The organism is Reyranella sp., assembly GCF_965279625.1.
Lineage (GTDB): Bacteria > Pseudomonadota > Alphaproteobacteria > Reyranellales > Reyranellaceae > Reyranella.
In genome coordinates this window covers 464,617-487,816 of the sequence record NZ_OZ257251.1, presented here as the reverse complement: position 1 = coordinate 487,816, position 23,200 = coordinate 464,617, and the positions used below count along the sequence as shown (strand labels likewise).

Below are 23,200 nucleotides of genomic sequence, written 5' to 3'. Positions count from 1 at the left end.
AACCGATTTGCGCCCGGCGCGTGCCGATGTCGAGAGACAATCCCGGGTCAGGCCCGGGTCAGGCCCGGGTCAGGCCCGGGTCAGGCGACCTTCTTGCCCAGGTGCGGGAACATCGCGAGCTTCGCCGCCTCGTCCATCTCCGCCTTGAAGCTGTGCTTGTCCTTCAGCGCGAGAGCACGAACCGCCGCCGGGCGCGCGTTGATTTCGCCAAGGTGACGCTGGATGTTGGGGAACTGCTTCGGCGCCTCGGCCCCGAGCACGAAGGGGATCAGGCGCGACCAGCCCCACACCGCCATGTCGACAATGCTGAAATTGTCGCCGCACATGAATTGCTGCTTGCCGAGACGGGCCTCGAGGATGCCCCAGTGACGCTGCGCCTCGAACGTGTAGCGGTTGACGGCGTATTCCTTCGGCTCGGGGGCGAAGTTGCGGAAGTGAACGGCCTGACCGGAGTACGGGCCGATGCCCGCCGCCACGAACATCAGCCAGGACAGCATCTCGCCCTTCTTGGCGGGCATGAACTTGCCCGTCTTTTCGCCGAGGTAGAGCAGGATGGCGTTGCTGTCGAACACCGTCTCGCCGCCGTCGACGATGGCCGGGACCTTGGCATTGGGATTGATCGCCAGGTATTCGGGAGCATGCTGCTCGCCCTTGCGGGTGTCGACCGGCACGAGCTCGTAGGGCAGGCCCATCTCTTCGAGGCAGAGCGCCACCTTCATCGGGTTCGGCGCCATGTTGTAATAGAACTTGATCATCACACTCTCCGTTACTCGTAACTCGTTTCCATCGATGTCATTCCGGCTTGGCGCCGGACTGCTTGATGATGGGATCCCAGAAGGCCATCTGGTCATCATAGAACTTCTTGGCCTGTTCGGGGGTCGATTCGACCAGCTCGATGGCCAGTTCGTCGGCCTTCTTCACCATGTCGGGCTGCTTCAGGGCCTGGTTGAAGGCGGCGTTCAGCCTGTCGATGATCGGGCGCGGCGTCTTGGCCGGCGCATAGACCGCGTACCAGGTGTTGATCGCATAATCGAAGCCGGTCGCCTCCTTGATTGTCGGCACGTCGGGAAGCTGCTTCAGGCGCTTGTCGGAGGCGACGCTCAGCACGCGGACCTTGCCACCGTCGATGAAGCCCTTGCTCGACTGCAGTGTGTCGATCTGGAAGCCATGCCGCCCGGCGATCATGTCGACCATGCCGGGGGCCGAGCCGCGATACGGCACATGCAGCGCGTCCCCGCCCGCCCGGGTGGCGAACAGGTAGCTGGCCAGATGGATCATCCCGCCATTGCCCGACGAGGCGTAGGAATACTTGCCGGGATCCTTGCGCAGCATGCCGACGAGCTCCGGCGTGCTCTTCGCGCCGTCCATCGGCGCCAGCAGGATCAGCGGCACGCTGGCGACATAGGCGATGGCGGCAAGCCCGTTCACCGGATCGTAGCCGAGCTGCTTGCCGTAGAGCGCCGGCGCCATGGCCATGGTCGAAGCGCTGAACAGGATCGTGTAGCCATCGGGCTTGGCGTCGGCGACCATCGCGGTGCCGATGTTGCCCGTGGCGCCCGGCTTGTTCTCGACCACGACCTGCTGACCCAGGAGTTCGGAAACGCGCGGCGCCAGCAGGCGTCCGACCACGTCGGTCGGGCCGCCGGCCGCGAAGGCGATGACCATGCGGATCGGCTTGTCGGGATAGGTCCCCTGCGCAGCGGCCGGCGCTGTCAGGACCGTCGCCATGAGCGCTGCGAGCGCGCCCCGTCGCGTGAACTTCATCGTTTCCCCCTATTGAATTTTGCGCCGCTTTTACCTGAGTTTAAGGGGGTGCATGCGGCATGCAATGGAGGCGGGTCGCGTGGCGAACCTCACGTGGGCGCCAGGAACCCTTGACTGTAACCCGCATGAGTTAGTCAGATGGCGCCACTCAACGGGAGAAAGCCCATGGCAAAGCTCGTGGTTCTCTACAACAAGCCCGCCGACGTGGCGGCCTTCGACGCCTACTATTTCAACAAGCATGTACCGCTGGCGAAAACGATCCCAGGCCTCCGCTCCTACGAGGTAAACGATGGTCCGGTCGGTACGCCGCAAGGTCCCGCGCCGTATCACCTGATGGCCATCCTGACGTTCGATTCGATGGCGGCAATCGGTGCAGCCTTCGCCTCGCAGGAAGGCCAGGCGACGGCCGGCGACCTCGCGAACTTCGCCCAGGCCGGCGCTCAACTTCTGATGCTCGATACCCGCGAGATTTGAGCGCCGAACCGAGACGCCCGACATCTGCATTATGTAAAGATGATCGAGCCGACCATCTTGGCGGCGGAAACCATGGGTATTTGCCGTGACCGAATCCACGAAAGGCGCGCGACCGCCCGAAGACGGCGGCCTCAAGCGCCGCGAGCTGGCGATGATACCGGTCGCACTCGGCGCGGTAGGTGCAGGCACGGCTTCGGCACAGCCGGCACCCGCCCTCGACGACGCCCCGCTGTCGGACCTGCAGGAGGCCCTGGCGCAGGGCCGCGTCACGTCAAGCGACCTGACCCGCGCCTACCTGGCCCGCATCGAGGCCTATGACCGCCAGGGGCCGGGCCTGAACTCCGTGCGGGTGACCAATCCCGACGCCCTGTCTATCGCCGCGGGTCTCGACGGCGTGAAACCGTCCGCTAGCCAGCCGCTGGCCGGCCTGCCGATCCTGGTAAAGGACAATATCGCCACCGGCGACCGGCAGCCCACGACCGCGGGCTCGCTGGCCCTCGGCGGCGCCCATGCCAAGGACGACGCGTCCGTAATCAAGAGGCTGCGCGAGGCCGGAGCGGTGATCCTGGGCAAGGCCAACCTCACCGAGTTTGCCAACATCCTCGCGATCGGCATGCCGTCGGGCTACAGCTCGATCGCCGGCTATGTGCGGAACCCCTACTCACCCAATCTGATGGCCAATGGCGCGCCGGTCGTGCTGCCCGGCGGCTCCAGCGCCGGCTCGGCGGTTGCCGTCGCGGCCGGCCTCTGCGCCGCGGCGATCGGCACCGAGACCTCGGGTTCGCTGCTGAGCCCGGCAACCCAGAACGGCCTCGTCACCGTGAAGCCGACGGTCGGCCTGATCAGCCGCAGCGGCATCATCCCGATCTCGCACAGCCAGGACACGGCCGGCCCCCTCACCCGCACCGTGCGCGATTCCGCGATCCTGCTGAACGTGCTGGCCGCGCGCGACCCGGACGATCCGGCGACGCACCTCCTGCAGCGGCCGGACGATTACACCGCCGGTCTCGACAAGGACGGTCTGAAGGGCGCGCGCATCGGTGTCCCCAGCGATCCCGACGATCCCCTCAACGATCCGTTCTATGGCCCCCTGTCCGTTCGCGCGAAGGCGCTGATGGCACAGGCGATCAGGGTGCTGGAAGACCTCGGCGCCACGGTCGTGCGCGCGGCCATTCCGGCGATCGGCTGGATCGGCGGCCCGGGCACGACCATGCCCGTGCTCAATCGCAATCCGCTCAGCCCCGCCAAGGGCACGCCGGGGCCCGCCTCCGTCGTCTTCCTCTACGAACTGAAGCGGGACCTCAATCTCTACCTGCGTGACTGGGCAACGACGACGCAGATGAAGACGATGGCCGACGTCATCGCGTTCAATACGGAGAACGCCGACAAGGCGCTGCGCTACGGGCAGGACCTGTTCCTGGCGGCGGAAGCCACGCGGGGCGACCTCTCGGAGCTGGAATACAAGTCGGCGCGCGCCATGGACCTGATGGCCGCCAAGGAGCGCGGCATGGATGCCTATATGGACCAGCACAGGCTCGATGCCGTGGTGTTCCCCGGCGCCAGCGGCTCCTCCATTGCCGCGAAGCCCGGCTATCCCAGCGTGCAGGTGCCGGCCGGCTTCATCTCCGGCGTGGGCAAGACGGAAACGCCCGACTATCCGCTCGGCCTCACCTTCGCCGGCCGCGCCTGGAGCGAGGCCACGCTCCTGCGCTTCGCCTATGCCTACGAACAGGCGACCAAGGCGCGCCGCCCACCCCCGGACCTGCCCGCCCTGTAGCTAAACCGCGATCACCACGCCGTCGTGGCCGGGATCGGCGCCGCCGTCGAGACCGTCCTCGTGGATGCGGATGCCGTGCACGGCGGCGAAGCCGAAGCCATAGGGGCTGCGGACCACCGGATAGCCCTGCGCCTGCAGCTCGCGCTCGACCCGGCCCTGGATGCGGTTGGAGATGTCAATCGCGTCCGAGGTCGCCGAGAAGCGCGGCGCGCTCACCGCCTCGACCATGGTCATGCCGAAGTCGAGCGCGTTCAGGATCACATGCAGCACGCCCATGGCGATCTGCGTGGCGCCGGGCGCGCCGATGATCAGGTGCGGCTTGCCGTCCTTGAAGAGGATGGACGGCACGACCGAGCTGAAGCGCGCCTTGCCGGGCGCGATCGAGCCGGCGCGGCCGGGGCGCGGGTCGAACACGCCCATACAGCCATTGTACATGAAGCCCAGGCCCGGTGTGATCACGCCCGAAGGCATGCCCAGCGAATGGGTCATGGTGAAACAGTTGCCGTCCTTGTCGAGGACGGAGATGTGCGTCGTGTCCTTCGACACCGCGCCCGAATTGAAGCGCGTGACGCTGGCCTTCTCGCCGCGCGCGATCTCGGCCGCCATCGTCTTGGCGTAGGCCTTGGAGGTCAGCTCCCCGACCGGCACCGTGACGAACTTCGGATCGCCGACCTTGGCATCCTTGTCGATCGTCGCCCGCTTCATCGCTTCAGCCACGATGCGAAGATGCTCGGATGAGCCGTGCTCCAGCGCGCCGATGTCGAAGTTCTCGAGGATGTTCAGCATCTCGATCAGCATCACGCCGCCGCCCGGCGGCTGGTTGGTCGAGACCTTGTAGCCGCGATAGTCGCCCCACAGCGGCGCGTTGCGCACGGCCTTCCAGGCCTTGAGATCCTCGATCGACAGCAGCGCGTCGTTCTTCCTCATGTCCTCGGCGATCGCGTGCGCGATTTCGCCCGAATAGAAGACATCGGCCCCGCCCTTGGCGATGGCGCGCAGGGTCTGGCCGTAGTCGCGGTTGATCACCCGGTCACCCACCCGCTTCGGCACGCCGTCGGGGCGGCAGTAGAGTTCGCGCGCGGCCGGGGTGAAGCCGGTGCGCTCGAAGTTGGGCGCGCGGCCGAAGGCTCCGTCATCGGCCCACCAGAAGTGGACGTGCGGCCGGACGGTCCAGCCCTTCTCGGCCCAATGGATCGCCGGCTCGACGATGCGCGACCAGGGCAGGCTGCCATGCTCCCTGTGCGCGTCGTAGTACATCTTGAGATTGGCCGGCGCACAGATCGACTGGTAGCCGATGTCGTTCACCCTTCCTTTCAGGATGAAGCCGTAGCCGTCGCGCGCCTCGCTCTCGATCAGGTTGGCCCACATGTCGGGCCGCGCGGCGAGCGGCGCCGGCGCATGGGCGTCGATATAGCCGTGGAATTTCTTGCCCGGCATGTAGATGCCGCAGGAGCCGAAGCCCGCGATGCCGCACATCTGCGGATCGACCACGCCCTGGACCAGCGCGCAGGCGATGCCGGCATCGACGGCGTTGCCGCCCTCGCGCAGCACGTCGGCTCCGGCCTCCGTCGGCTCGGGCTGCGGGGCCACGATCATCGCCTGCTTTTTGTACCGCACGTCGCTTCCTCCAACTCGTTTGTTGGCGCGACTCAATCCCAACCGTTGCGCTTGCGCAATATCGCGGTCGAGGGCGCAAGTGCCAGTCCCTTGCCCTGTACCGTCGGCAGCCACTCTGCGAGCGCTTGCAAAGTCGAATCGTGCGGATGGCCGATCGCCACGACGAAGCCCTGCCGTCGCGCCACCGCCTCCGTCTCGGCGAGCTTGCGCCGCACGGCCTCCAGGGTCTCCTCGTCGTCGAGGAAGACGTGGCGCACGATCGACGGCACGCCGATCTCCTGCGCCGTCTGGTCGCCGACCGATTGCGGGCTGGTGCGCGAATCGAGGAACATCAGGCCGCGCGGCTTGAGCTGGCGCATCACCAGTTCCATGTCGGGACGGTTGGCGGTGAAGCGGCTGCCCATATGATTGTTGATGCCGACATAGCCGCCGAAACTCTCCAGCGCGATCAGCAGCTTCTGGCGCACCTCGACGTCGGGCATCGATACTGTGAGCGCCCCCGGTCCGGGATCGTTGCGGCCGTTGGGCTCCATCGGCATGTGCAGCATCAGTTCGTGGCCCCGCGCCCGTGCGGCGCGCGCCTGCTCCGGCAGGTCCTTGGCATAGGGCAGGAACGACATGGTCATCGGCCCCGGCAACTCCCAGGCGCGCTTCGAGCGCGCGCGGTCGAGACCGACATCGTCGATCACGATCGCGACGAGGGGTTTGCTCTTGAGATCGCGGAACGGCACGGCATTGCGGCGCCAGGTCTGTTCCGCCGGGAACGCGGCGGCGACCTTCTTTACCGGCGGCTTCTCCTCGACGTTCGGCGTCGGCTTGCCGGGGTCGGCCTCGGAGTATTTCGGGAAGTCCGGCAGCTCCTCGATGCGCGAATATCTTGGGGCAACGGCTGGCCCCGTCGTCGCGGCGCTGCGCTTCATGTCCTCCAGCGTGTCGCGCGCCACGCGGTCGCCGCTTCGCAAATCGAATCGCTCGGCGATCCAGTAACCGCCGAACACACTACTTGCGAACAACAGGACGACGGCGATGACGACCGAGTGCCAGCGATGGGCTGCCACCCACGTAAAAGGCCCGTCGAAACGGGCACGAAGACGATCCGCGAGGCCCGGAGGCCGTTTCGGACTCCTTCTGTTCGTCTTCCCGCTTCTGTTCTTCCTCGACGCCATCTGAGAGTTATGCCCTAACCTCTTGGCGTGGGCCACTATTTGGCCTCAATCCAGGCTGGAAAGCGACTTCATTACCCGAATGTCCGGCTCGCCCGAGCGGCCGCTTTCGCGGCGGAAGCCGACCTGCTTGGCGAGATCCAGCATCTTGCGATTCTCGCGCAGCACATGACCGACCACCCGCTTCACGCCGCGCGACTTGCCATAGTGCAGCACGTGGCGCAGCAGCAGTTCGCCATAGCCGCGGCCCTGGCGATCGGACGCGACGGTGAGCGCGAACTCCGCCTGCTGGAAATCGGGATCGGCGACCAGTCGTCCGACGCCGACCATCTCGTCGCCATCGAGCAGCACGAATGCCATCTCGCGGTCGTAGTCGATCTGGGTCAGTCGTGCCGCGAGTTCGTGGCTGAGTTCGCGCATGGGGCCGAAGAAGCGCATGCGCACGTCCTCGGGCGTCAGCCGCCGCGTGAAGGCCTGCAGCGTGGGTTCGTCGTCGGGCCGGATCGGACGGATGCGCAGTTTCTCCTCGCCATGCTGGATCTCGGCCTCGAGTTCCACCGGATAGGGCCGGATGGCGAAGCGCGCCGCCCGCTCCTGCCCTTTCTTCGGGTGGTTCACCACGATGCGCGCATCGAGCGCGATCACGCCATCGGCGTCGGCCAGCAGCGGATTGATGTCGAGCTCGGCGATCTCGCCGACATCGGCGATGAGCTGCGACAGGCGCACCATGGCCGCGCCCACCGCCTCCCTGTCGGCCGGGGCACGGTCGCGAAAGCCGCGCAGCAGGCGATCGACGCGGGTGCGGCTCAACGCATCCTCCGCCAGCACGGGATCGAGCGGCGGCAAAGCGAGCGCCTTGTCGTCGATCACCTCGGCGGCCACGCCACCATGGCCGACCAGCAGGATCGGTCCGAACACCGGATCCTCGGCGGCGCCCAGGATCAGCTCGACGGCATGCGGGCGCCGGATCATGGGCTGCACCACGAAGCCGTCGATCCTGGCCTTGTTGGCCAGCACAAGGACCTTGCCGGTCATCTCGCGGACGGCGTCGAGCACCGCCTGTTCGGAGACCAGGTCGAGCGAAACCCCGCCGACATCGCTCTTGTGGGTGATGTCGCGCGACAGCAGCTTCACCGCGACGGGAAAGCCGATTCGCACCGCGATCGCGGCGGCCTCGCCGGCGTCGCGCGCGATCTCGGTGGGCACGACCGGGATGCCGTAGGCCGCCAGCACCCTCTTGGCCTCTGGCTCGGTGAGCACCTTGCGCTTCTCGGCGAGCGCGCCCTGCACGATCGAACGCACGAGCGCGGTGTCGGACCGCAGCTCCGGCACGGAGGGCGGCGTGCGCTGCAGGGCACGCTGGCCACGACGATACTCGACGATGTGCATGAAGCCGCGCACGGCGCGCAGCGGCGTGTCGTAGGCGGGAATGCCCGCATCGTGCAGCACGTCGCGACCGGCCTGGGCCTCGCGCCCGCCGATCCAGCAGCCGATCACCGGCACGACCTTGCGCCCTGCGGCGCCGGTGATGGCGCGCGCCGCCTCGACCGACGAGGTGAGCGACGTGGGCACGTTCATGGCCAGCACCGCGCCGACGCCGCGATCGTCGGCCAGCCCGTCGAGGGCGACGGCATAGCGTGGCCCGTCGGCATCGCCCACGATGTCGACCGGGTTGGCGCGCGACCATCTCTGCGACATCTGCTTGTCGAGCCGCGCGATGGTCGCCGGCAGCAGCGTGGCGAGTTCGCCGCCTTCGTCGATCAGCAGGTCGGTGGCGATGATTCCGACGCCCCCGCCGTTGGTCAGGATCGCCAGCCGCTCGGTGCGCGGGGCGATGCTGTGGCCCAGAGTCTCGGCCGCATCGAACAGTTCGCCGAGGCCCAGCACGCGCACGAGGCCTGCGCGCGCGAAGGCGGCGTCGTAGACCGCGGCCGATCCCGCCATCGAGCCCGTATGCGAGGCCGTCGCCTGAGCGGCCGCGGCATGGCGCCCGCCCTTCAGCACGATCACCGGCTTGATGCGGGCCACGCCGCGCGCCGCCGACATGAACTTGCGCGCCTGGGTGATGCCCTCGACATACATCAGCACCGCGCGCGTATCGGAATCGCGCGCCAGCATATCGAGCACGTCGCCGAAATCGACGTCGGCCATGTCGCCCATCGAGATCAGGTGCGAGAAGCCGATCCCCTGGGCCACGCCCCAGTCGGCCAGGCCCGCCAGCACGGCGCCCGACTGGGCGACCGCTGCGATGCGTCCGGCCTTGAACCGTGTCGGGCCGAAGCTCGCGTTGAGGCCGAGCCCAGGGGCGGCGTAGCCGATGCAGTTCGGTCCGACGATGCGCAGCAGATAGGGCTGGGCCGCACGCAGCAGCCGCTGCCGCCACAGCGCATTGACCGACGCGGCATCCGGACCGTTGCCGGGGCCGGCGCTGATCACCACGGCGACGCGTGTCCCCGCCTCGCCCAGCGCCACGATCAGCCCGGGGATGGTCGCGGCCGGCGTCATGATCACGGCAAGGTCCGCCGGCTCGGGCAGGTCCGACACCCTGCGGAAGGCCGTACGGCCCGCAATCGTGCCGCCCTTACGGTTGACGAGGTGGATCTGGCCCTGGAAGCCGCCGGCCAGCACATTGCGCGTGACCGCCGCGCCTACAGAGCCGGGGCGTTCGGTGGCGCCGATCATGACGACCGAGCGCGGGGACATGAGCCTATCGAGATTGCGGGTCGACATACCCTCTAGAAGAGCGCCGGACCGTTCATCAGCACAAGCCCTGAAACGATCACGAACGCCGCAGCCACCCGGCGGCCCCCGAACGGTTCGCCCAGGATGAGCGTGCCGATCAGCGCCCCGAACAGCACCGAGGTCTCGCGCAGCGCGGCGATATGGGCCATCGGCCCCAGCGCCAGCGCGTAGATCGCGATGCCGTAGCCGACGTTGGCGATCACGCCGCCGCCGACCCCGCGATACCAGGTCTTCTTCATGTGGGACCAGACGGTCGCCGGCCGTTTCCAGAAGGCCAGCACCAGCAGCCACGGCCCCTCGAGCACGGCCAGCCAGGCGATGTAGGAGATGCGATGCTCCAGCGTCTCGCCGGCGGCGCGCACGCCCATGCCGTCGGAGATGATGTAGCCCGCGATGGTGATCCCGGTCAGCACCGCGAACAGCGTTGCCAGCCCATGACGGCTACCCGGTTTCTGCACGATGTTCTTCAGGGGGAGAGCGAGCGCCACGAGGCCGAAGCTCAGCAGGAAGACGCCGACGATGTCCTGCGTCCTGAGATGCTCGCCGATCACGCGGCCCGACACCAGCGCCACCAGCAGCGGTCCCAGGCCTCGTGCGATCGGATAAGTGTGGCTGAGATCGCCGTAGGTATAGGCTTTCAGCAGGAAGAAATAATAGGCGATGTGGATCGCGACCGAGAGGATGAGGAACTTCCAGGCCCCCGGTTCGACCAGGGGAACGAACGGCACGATGCAGAGGCCCATGACCGTGCCTGTCGTCATGATCAGGCCGAAGGTCGCGAGCCGGTCGGACTGATCCGCCTTCAGGATGGCGTTCCAGGTGGCGTGCATCAGCGCTGCTGCCAGCAACAGCGCGACGATCAGGGGCTCGACGACCAAGGGGGCTACTTTCTTCTTGTTGCCCTCAACCTACGCCCGTGCCCAAGATCGAGAAAGGGCGGAAACGAAGACGAGGCATGCGATGACGATCGAGGCGTACAAGGCGGCGCGCGAATTCCTGCTGGCCCATCGCGGCGACTACGCGACGGCCTATCGCGATTTCCATTGGCCGCAGATGCAGCACTTCAACTGGGCGCTCGACTGGTTCGATGCCGAGCTGGCGCGCGGACCGCAGGCCAACCAACCGGCACTGACGATCGTCGGCGACGGCGCCGCGAGCCTCACCTTCGCCGAGCTGTCGGAACGCTCCAACCGCGTCGCCAACGGATTGCGCGCGCGGGGTGTGAAGCGCGGCGACCGCATGCTGCTGATGCTGGGCAACGTGGCGCCGCTCTGGGAAGTGATGCTGGCGGCGATGAAGCTCGGCGCCGTCGTCATCCCGGCGACTACCCTGCTGACGCCGGTCGATCTCGCCGACCGCCTCGAGCGTGGCCGGGCGCGCCATGTCGTGGCCGCCGCCGGCGAGGCTGCGAAGTTCGATGGCTTCGACAAGAGCCTGACGCGCATCGCCGTCGGCGACGCACCGGCCGGCTGGCACGCCTATTCGCAGCTGCTCGATCACCCGGCCGAATTCACGCCGGACGGGCCGACCAATGCCGACGATCCGATGCTGCTCTATTTCACCTCGGGCACCACGGCGAAACCCAAGCTCGTCCTGCATTCGCATCGCAGCTATCCGGTGGGCCATCTGACAACGATCTTCGTGCTGGGCCTGCGACCGGGCGACGTGCATCTCAACATCTCCTCCCCGGGCTGGGCCAAGCACGCCTGGAGCTGCTTCTTCGCGCCGTGGATCGCCGGCGCCACGATCTTCATCGCCAACCAGCCGCGCTTCAACGCCCGCTACCTGCTCGACGCCATCGTTGCCAACCAGGTGACCACGCTCTGCGCACCGCCGACCGTGTGGCGCATGCTGATCCAGGAAGACCTGAAGTCCTGCCGGACGTCGCTGCGCGAGGTGCTGGCCGCCGGCGAGCCGCTGAACCCCGAGGTGATCGAGCAGGTCGAGAAGGCCTGGGGTCTCACCATCCGCGATTTCTACGGCCAGACCGAGACCACGACGCAGGTCGGCAATCCGCCCGGCCAGCCGATCAAGCCCGGCTCGATGGGCCGCCCCCTGCCCGGCTACAAGATCAGGCTGCTCGATGCCGACGACACGGATGCGGAGGAAGGCGAGATCTGCATCGACCTCAAGCACCGGCCGGCGGCGCTGATGCAGGGTTATCAGCAGGACGACGGCTCGATCGCACCGCTCACGGGTGCGGTCTATCGCACCGGCGACGTCGCCTCGCGCGATGGCGAAGGTTACCTGACTTACGTCGGCCGCGCCGACGACGTGTTCAAGGCATCGGACTACCGGATCAGCCCGTTCGAACTCGAAAGCGTGCTGATCGAGCACCCCGCCGTGGCCGAAGCGGCCGTGGTGCCGGCCCCCGACGCGATGCGCCTGGCGGTCCCGAAGGCCTACATAACGCTCACCGCCAGCGGCAAACCCGACCGCGCCACGGCGCTGTCGATCTTCCAGCACCTGCGTGGCCGGCTCGCCCCGTTCAAGCGCATCCGCCGCCTCGAGTTCGCCGAGCTGCCCAAGACCATCTCCGGCAAGATCCGCCGGGTCGAACTGCGCCGCGACGAGGAAAAGCGGGCATCCGAAAACCAGCGCGGCGCAGGCGAATTCCGGGAGGAGGACTTCCCGGAGCTGGCAAAGTAGCGAGGCACTTTTAGAAGGCCTATCAGCGCGACCCACAGCCCGCTAATATCCCCCCCATGCTTCTCCTGATCGATAACTACGACAGCTTCACCTACAACCTCGTCCACTTCCTGGGCGATCTCGGCGCGCGCTGCGTCGTGCATCGCAACGACCAGATCACGGTCGATCAGGCGCTGGCGCTGAAGCCGGCCGGAATCGTGCTCTCGCCCGGCCCCTGCACGCCAAACGAGGCCGGCATCTGCATGGACCTGATCCGGGCCGCCGCAAAGGAACAGGTGCCGCTTTTCGGCGTCTGCCTCGGCCATCAGGCGATCGGCCAGGTGTTCGGCGGCCACGTGGTCCGGGCGCCCGAGCCGATGCACGGCAAGCTGTCGGGCGTCTCTCACAAGAACCAGAGCGTCTTCGAGGACGTGCCCTCGCCCTTCCAGGCGACGCGCTACCATTCGCTGATCGTCGACAGGAAGGATTTCCCGAAGGACCTCGAAGTCACCGCCGAGACCGGTGACATCATCATGGGCCTGCGCCACCGGACGCTGCCGATCCACGGCGTGCAGTTCCACCCCGAGAGCATCGCCTCGGAACACGGCCACAAGATCCTCGAGAATTTCCTCAAGATCGCGGGCGACCACCCGAGCCAGCAGAACAAGAAAGAGGCGGCCTGAGCCGCCCAAAAGGAAACGCCATGATCGATCGCCGCACGCTTGTCCTCTCGCTGGCGGCCACCGCCGCGTCTCCGCTGACAACATCCACGGGCTTCGCGCAGGCATGGCCGGCGAAGCCCATCCGCATCATCGTGCCGTTTCCGGCGGGCCAGGCGACCGACATCCTCGCGCGCATGATGGCTGATCAGCTCACCAAGGCGCTGGGCCAGCAGGTGATCGCGGAGAACCGGCCCGGCGCCGGCGGGCAGATCGGCGCCGATGTCGCCGCCAAGGCAGCCCCCGACGGCTACACCTTGCTGATGGTGACGATCTCCACGCACGGGATCAGTCCGGCGCTCTATCCGAAGCTGCCCTACGATCCGCAGAAGGATTTCGCGCCGATCGCCAATATCGGGCTGACGCCGCAGGTGCTGATGACCAGCCTCAAGAGCGGCATCGGCACGGTCGCCGACCTCGTCGCCAAGGCCAAGGCGGGCGCCGATCTCAATTACGGCTCCTCGGGCAATGGCTCGGCCAGCCATCTCGCCGTCGAGATGCTGAAGAGCGCGGCCGGCATCAAGCTCACCCACGTGCCGTTCAAGGGCAATGCCGAGGCCCAGCTCGCGCTGCAGAGCGGCGACATCCAGCTCCTGTCCGACGCCGTTCCCGGCGCGGTCGGCCCGGTGCGGTCGGGCAAGGTGAAGGCGATCGGCATCGCCGACGAACGCCGCTCGCCCTTCCTGCCCGATGTGCCGACGGTGGCCGAGCAAGGCATCTATGGGGTCGTCGCCGTCGGATGGATCGGCCTCTCCGCGCCCGCGAAGACGCCCGAGCCGATCCTCGACAAATTGAGCGCCGAGGTCATGCGCATCCTCAAGGATCCTGAGGTCTTGGAGAAGATGAAGAGCCTGTCCTTCGTTCCGGCCAAGGAATCGCGCCAGGAGTTCGGGGCCTATATCGCCATCGAGAACACCAAGTGGCGCAAGATCATCCAGGACGCTGGTGTGAAGATCGAGTAGCGGGCGACACTACTCCAGCACCGCGTGGCCCGCGCCGCCCTGCCCCTTGGCCTTGCGCAGCAGCAGAATCAGCGGCAGCGCGAGAAGCGCCACCAGCATCATCAGCTTGAAGTCGTTGGCATAGGCTATGACGGCGGCCTGCTTGTTCACTTCAGCATTGAGCGTCGCCCGGCCCAGCGTGGTCGCCATGTTCCAGAACTGCGACGGCCCCGCCTGGCCCAGCGCGTCGTTGAACGGGGTCACCTGGCCCGCCAGCTCGGCATGCACGAGCTGCGTGTTGCGCGTCAGCAGGAAGATCACCATCGAGATGCCGATGCTCGAGCCGATGTTGCGCATCAGGCTGTAGAGCGCTGTGCCCTGGGTGCGCAGATGGCCCGGCAAGGTGGCGAAGGTGATCGTCGACAGCGGCACGAACATGAAGCCCAGCCCCATGCCCTGCAGCACGCCGGTGCGGACCAGCGTCCATTGGGACACGTTCGGCGTGAAGCCGGTCATTTCCCAAAGCACCGCCGCGGTGATCAGCAGCCCCGCCGCCAGCAGCAGCCGCGGATCGACCCGGTTGATCATGCGGCCGACGAGCATCATCGCCAGCATCGTGCCCATGCCGCGCGGTGCCAGGATCAGCCCCGCCGTAACCACCGGATAGCCCATCAGGTTCTGCAGATAGGGCGTGATCAGCGCCAGCGAGGCCAGCAGGATGATGCCGACCACGAAGATGAAGCACAGCCCGACCGAGAAATTGCGGTCCCTGAAGATGCTGGGATCGATGAAGGGCTGCTTCACCGTGAAGGTCTGGACGAGGAACAGGTAGAAGGCGAGCGCCGCCAGCACGGCCTCGACCACGATCTCGGTCGAGGAGAACCAGTCGATCTGCTCGCCACGATCCAGCATCATCTGGAACGAGCCGATCGCGAGGCTGAGCATCAGGAAGCCGAACCAGTCGAACGAATCGCGCCGGGTCATCGTCTCCTCGAGATAGGCCGAGAGGCCCAGGAACGTTACGAGGCCGATCGGCACGTTGATGTAGAAGACCCAGCGCCAGTTGTAGGCCTCGGTCAGCCAGCCGCCGAGGGTCGGGCCGAGGATGGGGCCCACCATGACGCCCATGCCCCACAGCGCCATCGCCGAGCCATGCTTCTCCTTGGGGTAGGAATCGAGCAGCACCGCCTGCGACAGCGGCACCAGCGAGGCGCCGAACAGGCCCTGCAGCAGGCGGAAGGCCACCATCTCCGGCAGCGAGGTGGCGATGCCGCACAGGACCGAGGCGCCGGTGAAGCCCGCGACGGCGATCTGGAACAGCCGCTTGCGCCCCAGCCGCGCCTCGAGGAAGCCGGTCAGCGGCGTCGCGATGGCTGCCGCCACGATGTAGGAGGTCAGCACCCAGTTGATCTGGTCGGTCGTCGCCGACAGCGAGCCTTGCATATAGGGCAGCGCCACGTTGGCGATGGTCGTGTCCAGCGCCTGCATGATCGTCGCCAGCATGACGCAGAGCGTCAGCGGCACGATGTGCTGAGGGAGGGGTTTGGAGGTGGCGTTACTCATGGCTGCGGGCGCGCCACTCCAGTGGCGCGTCATTCTCCTGGTTCAAGACAAGATCGCGCCACTGGAGTGGCGCGCCCCAAGCGGATCAGAACCCGCTGAACAGGTCGCTCAGTTGGCGGTGATGGCCGGTGTCGATCTCGACATAGGCGCTCATGCCGGTGCGCAGCGGCGGTGCGCCCTCCGGCATCTCGACACCGAGCCGGATCGGCACGCGCTGCACGACCTTCACCCAGTTGCCGGTCGCATTCTGGGCCGGCAGCACGGAGAACTCCGCGCCCGTCGCTGGCGCGAGGCTGGTGACGGTCGCCTTCCATTCGTGGCCGGGATAGGCGTCGATCGAAACCGTCGCCTTGTCGCCCGGCTTCAGATTGGAAAGGTCGGACTCCTTCGGATTGGCCTCGACCCAGACGTCGGCCGTCGAGATGAGGCTGAAGGCCGGCTGTGCCGCAGGGAGGTATTCGCCGGGCAGCAGCGCATCGACGTTGGTGACGATGCCGGGCATCGGCGCCACGACGGTCGTGCGGGTGAGGTCGCGGCGTGCCTTGTCCACCTGCGCCTTGGCCGAGAGATAGTTTGCGTTCTGCTCGATCGGAGCGTCGGCCCGGCCGCCGAGCTGCCCCAGCGTCGCCTCGGCGTCGCTCTGCGCCACCAGCAGCCGCTCGCGCGCCGTGTCGAGGTCGCGCTTGGCCTGGTCGAAGGTTGCCTGGGCCGAGACGCCGCGCTTCAGCAGATCCTGCTGACGCTGCGCGCCGGTCTCGAAGAAGCCGATGTCGGTCTTCGCCTGCTCGATCTGCGCGAGCTTCTGGCGATAGGTCGCCTGCTGCGTCACGATCTGGTTGCGCACGGTGCCGAGATTGGCTTCGGCGCCCGCCAGCGCGATCCTGAACGGTTCCTGGTCCAGGGTGAACAGGACCTGTCCCTTCTCCACCCTCTGGCTCTCATGCACGGCGACGTTGGCGACGATGCCGGAAACGTCGGTCGCCACGGTGAGCTTGCCGGCATGGACATAGGCGTTGTCAGTCGAGATGTAGCGGCCCCCCGTCATGTAGGCGAACAGGCTGCCGGCCAGGACGACCGCGGGTCCCAGGACGAGCAGGATACGGCGCAGGTTGCGCGGCTTGGCCGCCGAGCCGGTCTTTTCCGTGGGCTTCCCAGCCATGTCGAAGCGCTGCAGCAGCTTCTCCGCCGCCATCTGGTCGGCATCATTGGCGACCGGCGCGGGCGCCGCGACCTCGTCGGCAAGCTCACTGCGACGGAAAGAACTCCTGTTAGCCATTGCCCGTACTCCTCTCGCCGGCGGGCGCGGAAGCCTTTGCCAGCAAATTCGACTTCATGCGGCTCAGCAACGCGAAGAGTTGTTCGCGCTCCGCTTCGGCCACGCCCTCCAACGCCTCGGAGCGGGTCGCGGCTCCAATAGTGAAAATGTCGGCCAGCAGCGGATGGACCTTCTCGGTCAGGTAGAGCTGACGGATGCGCCGGTCGGTCGGATGGGCCCGGCGCTCCACGAGCTCCGCCTCCTCCAGCCGGTCGAGCAGCCGGGTCAGGGTGATCGGCTCGACTTCCAGGATGTCGGCCAACCCGCTCTGCTGGATGCCCTCGTTTCGGGCGAGATGCGCCAGAACCTGGCACTGCGAGCGCGTCAGACCCAGGCCGCGCGCATTCTGCTCGAAGCGCTTGCGCATCAGGCGCGCCACGTCGTGCAGGAGGAAACCAAGATTTCGTTCGGGAAGTTCCATGAGCCCATCTTCTGAGTATACTTAAGATAAGCTTGCTTACTATTTTGGCAAGGACTCCCAGAAATAGGCCTAGATATACAAAAAAGGTTAGTAAATCAGCGCCTTAGGGCTGACTTCTCATCCATTTAGACGGACTACGGGCGCGACGCCGAAGCCTGCGCGCTGGATCGCCTTGGTGATCGCCGGGACGTCGGCACCGTCTGGAAGGCGCATCTCCGCGCTCTTCAAATCGACGGAGAGAGGTGCCGTGCCGGCGCCGGTGGCGGCACGGGTGACGGCCTTTACGCAGCCGTCGCAATCCATGCCAGTGACCTTGAGGATGAGTTCTTGAGCCATGTGATATAGCTTCGCGCCGGCCGGCCGAACCGGCAAGAGGCAAAAGCACGGGGTTCTGGTGAGCGGCGACATAAACGATTTTCGCGGCCTTCTGGCCAAGGTGGGGAACGGCGAGACCCTGGGCATCGACGAGGCGGAGCGCGCCTTCGACATCATGACCTCGGGCGACGCGACGCCTGCCCAGATGGGCGCCTTCCTGATGGGCCTGAAAGTCCGCGGCGAGACGGCCGAGGAACTGGCCGGCGGCTCGCGGGCGCTGAGGGCCAAGGTGCTGCGCGTGAAGGCGCCCGAAGGCACCATCGACATCGTGGGCACCGGCGGCGACCATCACGGCACCTACAACGTCTCCTCCTGCTCGGCCTTCGTCGTGGCGGGTGCCGGCATTCCGGTGGCCAAGCACGGCAACCGCGCCTTCACCTCCAAGTCCGGCGCCGCCGATGTGCTGTCGGCGCTGGGCATCGGCCTCGAAGTGCCCATCGAGAAACTCGAGCAGGCGCTGGTCGAAGCCAAGGTCTGCTTCCTGATGGCGCCGCGTCACCACAGCGCGATGCGCAACGTCGCGGGCCCGCGGGTCGAGCTGGCACCCTCGCGCACCATCTTCAATCTGCTCGGCCCGATGTCGAACCCCGCCCTGGTGACGCGCCAGCTCGTGGGCGTGTTCGACCGCCGCTGGCTGAAGCCGGTGGCGCAGGCGCTGGGCCAGCTCGGGTTGGAGCGCGCACTGGTCGTCAACGGCCAGGACGGCATGGACGAGCTCACCACGACGACCAAGAGCTGGGCCGCCTCGCTGGAGAACGGCAAGGTGACCGAGATCGAGATCGCGCCGGAGGAGATCGGCGTGAAGCGCGCCACGCTCGACGAGCTCAAGGGCGGTGACGCGGCGCATAATGCCGAGGCGATCCACGCGCTGCTGGGCGGCGCGAAGAACGCCTTCCGCGACATTGTCCTGTTGAACAGCGCCGCCGCGATCATGGTCGCGGGCAAGGCGAAGGATCTGAAGGAAGGCGCGGCCATGGCCGCGCAATCGATCGACAGCGGCAAGGCCAGGGACGCGCTGGCGACATTGAAGAGGATTTGCGCATGAGCGACACGCTCGACAGGATCGTTGCCGACAAGAAGCGCCATGTGGCCGGGCGCATGTCGCAACGCTCGCTCAGGGTCGTCGAGAACCTGGCCCGCGACACCGACTCGCCGCGCGGCTTCGCCAAGGCGCTCAAGGCCACGATTGCCGACGGCCGCTACGGGCTGATCGCCGAGATCAAGAAGGCCTCGCCCAGCAAGGGCCTGATCCGCGAGGATTTCGACCCGCCTTCCCTCGCCCGGTCGTATGAGCGCGGCGGCGCCACCTGCCTGTCGATCCTGACCGACCAGCCCTACTTCCAGGGCAAGGACGAGTTCCTGACGCAGGCGCGCGCAGCGGTGAAGCTGCCGGTCCTGCGCAAGGATTTCATGATCGATCCCTACCAGGTGCCGGAGGCCCGTGCGCTGGGTGCCGACTGCATCCTGCTCATCATGGCCTGCCTCGACGACGCGATGGCCGCCGAGCTAGCGAAGCTGGCGCACAAGTGGGGCATGGACGTTCTGGTCGAGGTGCATGACGCGCCCGAGCTCGAACGCGCGCTGCAGGTCGATGCCGACCTGATCGGCGTCAACAACCGCAACCTCAAGACGCTCGCGGTCGATCTCGCCACGACCGAGAAGCTGGCGCCGCTGGTGCCCAAGGACCGCGTGCTGGTGGCCGAGAGCGGCCTCGGCTCTCCTGCCGATCTCGTACGCATGGCGAAGGTCGGCGCCTCGGCCTTCCTGATCGGCGAGAGCTTCATGCGCAAACCCGACGTCGAGGCGGCGGTGCGCGAGATGCTGGTGCGCGAGGCGGCATGAAGCGAGGGGGCACAAAGCCGAAGACCGGCGCGGCGCTCACCCATTTCGACGAGGGCGGCAATGCCCGCATGGTCGATGTCGGCGACAAGGAGATCACCGAGCGCGTCGCCGTGGCCCGGGCCAGCGTCACCATGCAGGCCGCGACCCTGAAGCTGATCCGCGACAAGAAGGCCAAGAAGGGCGATGTGCTGGCGGTTGCGCAACTCGCCGGCATCATGGCGGCGAAGAAGACGCCGGACCTGATTCCGCTCTGCCATCCGCTGGCGCTGTCGTCGGTCGACGTGAAGCTCTCGCTCGACCCCAAGCGCAAGGCGGTCGACATCGAGGCGACCTGCAAGCTGAAGGGCCGCACCGGTGTCGAAATGGAGGCGCTAACCGCCGCCTCGGTCGCCGCCCTCACCGTCTACGACATGTGCAAGGCGGTCGACCGCGGGATGGTGATCTCCGAGGTGAAACTCCTCCACAAGTCCGGCGGCAAGTCGGGGACATGGGAAGCTCAATGAGGCCGGGAATGCTTTCCGTTCGTGATGCCCATGCCCGCGTGATCGCGGCCTTCTCCCCGCTGCCGTCGGAAACCGTGTCCGTCGCCGAAGCCGCGGGCCGCGTGCTCGCGGTCTCGCCGAAGGCGCGGCTGACGCAACCGCCGACAGATCTTTCGGCGATGGACGGCTATGCCGTGCGCGCAGCCGATGTGCCTGCCGCGCCGGCGAAGCTCACGCTCGTGGGCCATGCACCGGCCGGCGGCTCCTACGACCAGGCGCTGAAGGCCGGCGAGGCCGTGCGCATCTTCACCGGCGGCCCGCTGCCGATGGGCGCCGATTCGATCGTGATCCAGGAGGACACGAAAGCCGATGGCACGAACATCGCCATTCTCGAGGCGCCGCGGCTCGGCCGCCACGTGCGCAAGGCCGGCCTGGATTTCTCGGTCGGCGATACGCCGCTCGCGGTGGGCCGCACGCTGACGACGCGCGACCTGGCTCTGGCTGCAGCGATGAACCACCCGTGGCTCTCGGTCCATCGCAAGCCCCGGGTCGCCATCCTTTCGACCGGCGACGAGCTCGTGATGCCGGGCGAACCGGTTGGCCGCAACCAGATCGTCTCCTCCTCCGGCATCGCTGTCGCAGCGCTGGTGCGCGGCTGGGGTGGCGAGGCCACGCTGTTCGACATCGCGCGCGACGATGCCGGGCTGATCGAGAGCTGCATCGAAGCCGGCGCGCAGCACGACCTGCTCGTCACGCTCGGCGGCGCCTCGGTCGGTGACCACGATCTGGTGCAGGGCGCGCTCAAGGTCCAGGGCTTCGACATGGATTTCTGGAAGATCGCCATGCGCCCGGGCAAGCCGCTGATGTTCGCCGCGCGCGCCCGCGCCCGCGTGCTCGGCCTGCCGGGCAATCCCGTCTCGACCATGGTCTGCGCGCTCCTGTTCCTGAAGCCCGCGATGGAACGGATGATGGGCCAGGCGGGCGACCTGGTGCGCACCCAGCCTGCCCGGCTCGCGGTCGACGTGAAGCAGAACGACCAGCGAGAGGACTATGTTCGTGCACGCCTCGCCCGCGCGTCCGACGGCACCCTCACCGTCGATCCGCACCCGGTTCAGGACAGTTCGATGCTGTCGGTTCTGGCCGCCTGCGACGGGCTGATGATCCGTCCGCCCCACGATCCCGCGCGCAAGGCAGGCGAGACGGTGCAGGTCGTCGATCTCCAGGGCCTCCCGGGCGGTTACTGAGGCAGGCGGCTCGAAAGCGAATCGAGCGATGCCGCCGATCGAACTCGTTCTCAAGACCGGTACGGCGGCCATCCTGCTGTTGACGGGCCTGTTGCTGCTGCGCGACCGGCGGCACATGACAACGGGACCTTTCGGCGGTCTGCTCGCGCTCAGCGTGGCAGCCACCGCGGTTCTGTCGGTCACCGGCGCGCGCTCTCCCTGGCTGTGGCCGGTCATGCTGGTGGCGATGGGCACACCCGCGCTGCTGTGGATCTGGGCGGGCGCACAGTTCGTCGATGATTTCCGTCCCTCCTGGCGCGACGCCCTGGCATGGGCCCTTCTGCCGCTCGTCGGCGCCGTGGGGATTTGGCAATGGCGTCCCTGGATGGCCCCGGCGGAAGACGTGGTCGGCCTGTCGTTCGTCCTGCTTACCGCCTGGCGCGTAATGGCGGGCCTGCGCGACGATCTGGTGGAACGCCGCCGCCGCCTGCGCCCCGTGCTGGTGGGGCTGGCCGTTCTGTACGCCGGCGGTGTTCTGCTCATGAACATGGTGGGCCGTGGCCAGCCGCTCGACCCGACCAGCCGGATCGTCGAGGCGTCAGTCCTGGCCGCTCTCGCCGTTGCCTTTGCCATGGTCGGGCTGCGAGCCGCCCGCCCCATTTTCGAGCCCTCGCCGACCGAGACCGGCTCGCCGCCGGCGCGCGACGCTGCGTCCCCCTCCGGCATTGCCGTCGACGCCCAGGAGGACGCCCTCCTGGAACGGCTGCGCCAGCTGATGGAGAACCAGAAGATCTATCGTCAGGAAGGGTTTGGACTGAACCTGCTGGTCGCCGCGCTGGGCGTGCCCGAGTACCGGCTGCGCCGGCTGATCAATCAGCGACTCGGCCATCGCAACTTCAGCAGCTTCGTGAACGGCTACCGTCTGGCCGAGGCGATGGCGGCCCTGGCCGATCCCGGCCAGGAGGACGTCCCGATCCTGACCATCGCGCTCGATTCGGGCTTCCAGTCCATCGGGCCCTTCAACCGGGCCTTCAAGGCGCATACCGGCATGACGCCGACGGCCTATCGCAAGCAGGCCGAATCGCGAAATGACGCGCCGATTCAGGGAATCGGCCAACGGGGTGCTGAAACCGGCGAGACCTGACGGTGGACGGGACGCAATCTGCGCGCATTGCCCTTCGCAAAGGTCTGCCCATGACGCTGTCCACCCTGCTCACCTGGTCGCTGCCCGCGGTCATCGCCCTGGCCAGCCTCGAAGGCCTGATCCTGACCTTCGTCGCCCGGCGTCCCTATGACTGGCTGTCCTTCGCCGCGTCGCTCACCGACGTGCTGGTGCGGGAGTATCTCGTCTATGCGTTCGTGGGCATCAGCATGGCCGCGCCCTTCATCGAGTTCGCCTGGCAGCATCGGCTGACGACAGTCCCTCTGAACGGCATGGCCAGCTTCGCCTTGCTCTTCCTGGGACAGGAGTTCTGTTACTACTGGTATCATCGGGCCGCCCATCGGGTGCGCTGGTTCTGGGCGACGCATGCCGTGCATCACTCACCGAACGAGTTTAATCTTGGCATTGCCTACCGCTTCGGCTGGACCGGCAGGATCGCCGGTAACGCCCTGTTCTTCGTGCCCATGATCTGGCTGGGCTTCGCGCCGCAAGCCGTCTTCGCCGCCTTGGCCCTCAATCTGCTCTATCAGTTCTGGCTGCACACCGAGTGGGTGCCCAAACTGGGCTGGCTGGAATACATCCTCAACACGCCCTCCCATCACCGCGTCCACCACGCCTCCAACCACGACTATATCGACGCCAACTACGGCGGCGTCCTGATCGTCTTCGACCGACTGTTCGGGACCTTCGTCGCCGAGCGCACCGACCTGCCCTGCCGCTACGGGCTCGCTAAGCCGCTGATCTCCCACAATCCGATCCGGATCGCGTTCCACGAGTGGCTCAACCTCGCCAACGACCTGCGCCGCAGCCGTTCCTGGCGTGAGGCTATCGGCTACCTGTTCGGTCCTCCTGGCTGGCGGCCGCGCGGATCGCGGGCGCTCACGGAAGCCGCGGAAGGATGATCGATCCGGAGGCAGGCCGGCGAACTCACCCCCGTTTTCTCGGGATAAGTTGACGTTTTGGCGGAACTAAACTAGAACATGTGTCGGGTT

21 protein-coding genes are annotated in these 23,200 nt (G+C 67.1%); 11 read left to right on the top strand and 10 right to left on the bottom strand.

Translation table 11 applies throughout. The annotated features are described in order from the left end of the window. Positions 1-80: 80 nt before the first annotated feature. Complete coding sequence (locus tag ACQY78_RS02185; protein WP_428682310.1) at positions 81-755, bottom strand: glutathione S-transferase family protein; 675 nt, start codon at positions 753-755, stop codon at positions 81-83. A 37-nt stretch (positions 756-792) separates the two neighbouring features. Further along, complete coding sequence (locus ACQY78_RS02180; protein ID WP_428682308.1) at positions 793-1,764, bottom strand: Bug family tripartite tricarboxylate transporter substrate binding protein; 972 nt, start codon at positions 1,762-1,764, stop codon at positions 793-795. Between the two features lie 165 nt (positions 1,765-1,929). Here ACQY78_RS02180 and ACQY78_RS02175 point away from each other — a divergent pair, with 165 nt between their 5' ends. Beyond that, a complete protein-coding gene (locus ACQY78_RS02175; protein WP_428682306.1) occupies positions 1,930-2,238 on the top strand; it encodes an EthD family reductase in 309 nt (102 codons plus the stop codon). An 85-nt stretch (positions 2,239-2,323) separates the two neighbouring features. Next, on the top strand, positions 2,324-4,015 hold the full coding sequence (locus tag ACQY78_RS02170; protein WP_428682304.1) for an amidase family protein: 1,692 nt from the start codon (positions 2,324-2,326) through the stop codon (positions 4,013-4,015). On the opposite strand, the gene ACQY78_RS02165 is transcribed toward ACQY78_RS02170, so the two are convergent. The 4 genes from ACQY78_RS02165 to ACQY78_RS02150 form a co-directional block, all read right to left on the bottom strand. Next, a complete protein-coding gene (locus ACQY78_RS02165; protein WP_428686316.1) occupies positions 4,016-5,611 on the bottom strand; it encodes a gamma-glutamyltransferase family protein in 1,596 nt (531 codons plus the stop codon). A gap of 53 nt (positions 5,612-5,664) precedes the next feature. Continuing rightward, a complete protein-coding gene (locus ACQY78_RS02160) occupies positions 5,665-6,690 on the bottom strand; it encodes a divergent polysaccharide deacetylase family protein (protein WP_428682302.1) in 1,026 nt (341 codons plus the stop codon). 153 nt (positions 6,691-6,843) lie between these two features. After that, positions 6,844-9,498 (bottom strand): bifunctional acetate--CoA ligase family protein/GNAT family N-acetyltransferase, encoded by a 2,655-nt coding sequence (locus ACQY78_RS02155; RefSeq protein ID WP_428682300.1) that lies wholly within the window; start codon positions 9,496-9,498, stop codon positions 6,844-6,846. Between the two features lie 32 nt (positions 9,499-9,530). Beyond that, the gene (locus ACQY78_RS02150) at positions 9,531-10,415 is read right to left on the bottom strand and encodes an EamA family transporter (RefSeq protein ID WP_428682298.1); all 885 of its coding nucleotides are present in this window, start codon (positions 10,413-10,415) and stop codon (positions 9,531-9,533) included. An 88-nt stretch (positions 10,416-10,503) separates the two neighbouring features. On the opposite strand from ACQY78_RS02150, the gene ACQY78_RS02145 reads away from it, so the two are divergent. From ACQY78_RS02145 to ACQY78_RS02135, 3 genes are read left to right on the top strand one after another with little or no spacing between them, the layout of a single operon-like run. After that, positions 10,504-12,186, top strand: a complete 1,683-nt coding sequence (locus tag ACQY78_RS02145; RefSeq protein ID WP_428686315.1) for an AMP-binding protein — start codon at positions 10,504-10,506, stop codon at positions 12,184-12,186. A 56-nt stretch (positions 12,187-12,242) separates the two neighbouring features. Further along, a complete protein-coding gene (locus ACQY78_RS02140) occupies positions 12,243-12,848 on the top strand; it encodes an anthranilate synthase component II (protein WP_428682296.1) in 606 nt (201 codons plus the stop codon). A gap of 20 nt (positions 12,849-12,868) precedes the next feature. Next, positions 12,869-13,846 carry a Bug family tripartite tricarboxylate transporter substrate binding protein gene (locus ACQY78_RS02135; RefSeq protein ID WP_428682294.1) on the top strand — a complete coding sequence of 326 codons (978 nt, stop codon included), beginning with the start codon at positions 12,869-12,871 and terminating at the stop codon, positions 13,844-13,846. A gap of 9 nt (positions 13,847-13,855) precedes the next feature. Here ACQY78_RS02135 and ACQY78_RS02130 read toward each other — a convergent pair whose 3' ends face one another. The 4 genes from ACQY78_RS02130 to ACQY78_RS02115 form a co-directional block, all read right to left on the bottom strand. Then, the gene (locus ACQY78_RS02130; protein WP_428682292.1) at positions 13,856-15,388 is read right to left on the bottom strand and encodes a DHA2 family efflux MFS transporter permease subunit; all 1,533 of its coding nucleotides are present in this window, start codon (positions 15,386-15,388) and stop codon (positions 13,856-13,858) included. A gap of 85 nt (positions 15,389-15,473) precedes the next feature. Continuing rightward, entirely contained in the window at positions 15,474-16,664 is a 1,191-nt protein-coding gene (locus ACQY78_RS02125) for an HlyD family secretion protein (RefSeq protein ID WP_428682290.1), read from the bottom strand. Then, positions 16,657-17,124, bottom strand: a complete 468-nt coding sequence (locus ACQY78_RS02120) for a MarR family winged helix-turn-helix transcriptional regulator (protein WP_428682288.1) — start codon at positions 17,122-17,124, stop codon at positions 16,657-16,659. The genes ACQY78_RS02125 and ACQY78_RS02120 overlap by 8 nt, the downstream gene beginning before the upstream one ends. A gap of 117 nt (positions 17,125-17,241) precedes the next feature. Continuing rightward, positions 17,242-17,460, bottom strand: a complete 219-nt coding sequence (locus ACQY78_RS02115; RefSeq protein WP_428682286.1) for a heavy-metal-associated domain-containing protein — start codon at positions 17,458-17,460, stop codon at positions 17,242-17,244. A 70-nt stretch (positions 17,461-17,530) separates the two neighbouring features. On the opposite strand from ACQY78_RS02115, the gene trpD reads away from it, so the two are divergent. From trpD to ACQY78_RS02085, 6 genes are read left to right on the top strand one after another with little or no spacing between them, the layout of a single operon-like run. Then, the gene (trpD, locus tag ACQY78_RS02110) at positions 17,531-18,544 is read left to right on the top strand and encodes an anthranilate phosphoribosyltransferase (protein WP_428686314.1); all 1,014 of its coding nucleotides are present in this window, start codon (positions 17,531-17,533) and stop codon (positions 18,542-18,544) included. Next, entirely contained in the window at positions 18,541-19,341 is an 801-nt protein-coding gene (gene trpC, locus ACQY78_RS02105; RefSeq protein ID WP_428682284.1) for an indole-3-glycerol phosphate synthase TrpC, read from the top strand. The genes trpD and trpC overlap by 4 nt, the downstream gene beginning before the upstream one ends. Continuing rightward, positions 19,338-19,844 carry a cyclic pyranopterin monophosphate synthase MoaC gene (moaC, locus tag ACQY78_RS02100; protein WP_428682282.1) on the top strand — a complete coding sequence of 169 codons (507 nt, stop codon included), beginning with the start codon at positions 19,338-19,340 and terminating at the stop codon, positions 19,842-19,844. The genes trpC and moaC overlap by 4 nt, the downstream gene beginning before the upstream one ends. An 8-nt stretch (positions 19,845-19,852) precedes the next feature. Beyond that, positions 19,853-21,067, top strand: a complete 1,215-nt coding sequence (locus tag ACQY78_RS02095) for a molybdopterin molybdotransferase MoeA (protein WP_428682280.1) — start codon at positions 19,853-19,855, stop codon at positions 21,065-21,067. Positions 21,068-21,095: 28 nt separating this feature from the next. Beyond that, a complete protein-coding gene (locus ACQY78_RS02090; RefSeq protein ID WP_428682278.1) occupies positions 21,096-22,190 on the top strand; it encodes a helix-turn-helix domain-containing protein in 1,095 nt (364 codons plus the stop codon). Between the two features lie 50 nt (positions 22,191-22,240). After that, positions 22,241-23,110 carry a sterol desaturase family protein gene (locus tag ACQY78_RS02085; RefSeq protein ID WP_428682276.1) on the top strand — a complete coding sequence of 290 codons (870 nt, stop codon included), beginning with the start codon at positions 22,241-22,243 and terminating at the stop codon, positions 23,108-23,110. Positions 23,111-23,200: the final 90 nt, after the last annotated feature.

Bases quoted from the DNA above. Each gene is read 5' to 3' on its own strand.
- trpC (WP_428682284.1), top strand. From the start codon at position 18,541: ATGAGCGACACGCTCGACAGGATCGTTGCCGACAAGAAGCGCCATGTG.
- ACQY78_RS02185 (WP_428682310.1), bottom strand. From the start codon at position 755: ATGATCAAGTTCTATTACAACATGGCGCCGAACCCGATGAAGGTGGCG.
- ACQY78_RS02090 (WP_428682278.1), top strand. From the start codon at position 21,096: ATGCCGCCGATCGAACTCGTTCTCAAGACCGGTACGGCGGCCATCCTG.
- ACQY78_RS02135 (WP_428682294.1), top strand. From the start codon at position 12,869: ATGATCGATCGCCGCACGCTTGTCCTCTCGCTGGCGGCCACCGCCGCG.
- ACQY78_RS02095 (WP_428682280.1), top strand. From the start codon at position 19,853: ATGCTTTCCGTTCGTGATGCCCATGCCCGCGTGATCGCGGCCTTCTCC.
- ACQY78_RS02115 (WP_428682286.1), bottom strand. From the start codon at position 17,460: ATGGCTCAAGAACTCATCCTCAAGGTCACTGGCATGGATTGCGACGGC.
- ACQY78_RS02125 (WP_428682290.1), bottom strand. From the start codon at position 16,664: ATGGCTAACAGGAGTTCTTTCCGTCGCAGTGAGCTTGCCGACGAGGTC.
- moaC (WP_428682282.1), top strand. From the start codon at position 19,338: ATGAAGCGAGGGGGCACAAAGCCGAAGACCGGCGCGGCGCTCACCCAT.
- ACQY78_RS02165 (WP_428686316.1), bottom strand. From the start codon at position 5,611: ATGATCGTGGCCCCGCAGCCCGAGCCGACGGAGGCCGGAGCCGACGTG.
- ACQY78_RS02155 (WP_428682300.1), bottom strand. From the start codon at position 9,498: ATGTCCCCGCGCTCGGTCGTCATGATCGGCGCCACCGAACGCCCCGGC.
- ACQY78_RS02180 (WP_428682308.1), bottom strand. From the start codon at position 1,764: ATGAAGTTCACGCGACGGGGCGCGCTCGCAGCGCTCATGGCGACGGTC.
- ACQY78_RS02120 (WP_428682288.1), bottom strand. From the start codon at position 17,124: ATGGAACTTCCCGAACGAAATCTTGGTTTCCTCCTGCACGACGTGGCG.
- ACQY78_RS02140 (WP_428682296.1), top strand. From the start codon at position 12,243: ATGCTTCTCCTGATCGATAACTACGACAGCTTCACCTACAACCTCGTC.
- ACQY78_RS02130 (WP_428682292.1), bottom strand. From the start codon at position 15,388: ATGAGTAACGCCACCTCCAAACCCCTCCCTCAGCACATCGTGCCGCTG.
- ACQY78_RS02175 (WP_428682306.1), top strand. From the start codon at position 1,930: ATGGCAAAGCTCGTGGTTCTCTACAACAAGCCCGCCGACGTGGCGGCC.
- ACQY78_RS02085 (WP_428682276.1), top strand. From the start codon at position 22,241: ATGACGCTGTCCACCCTGCTCACCTGGTCGCTGCCCGCGGTCATCGCC.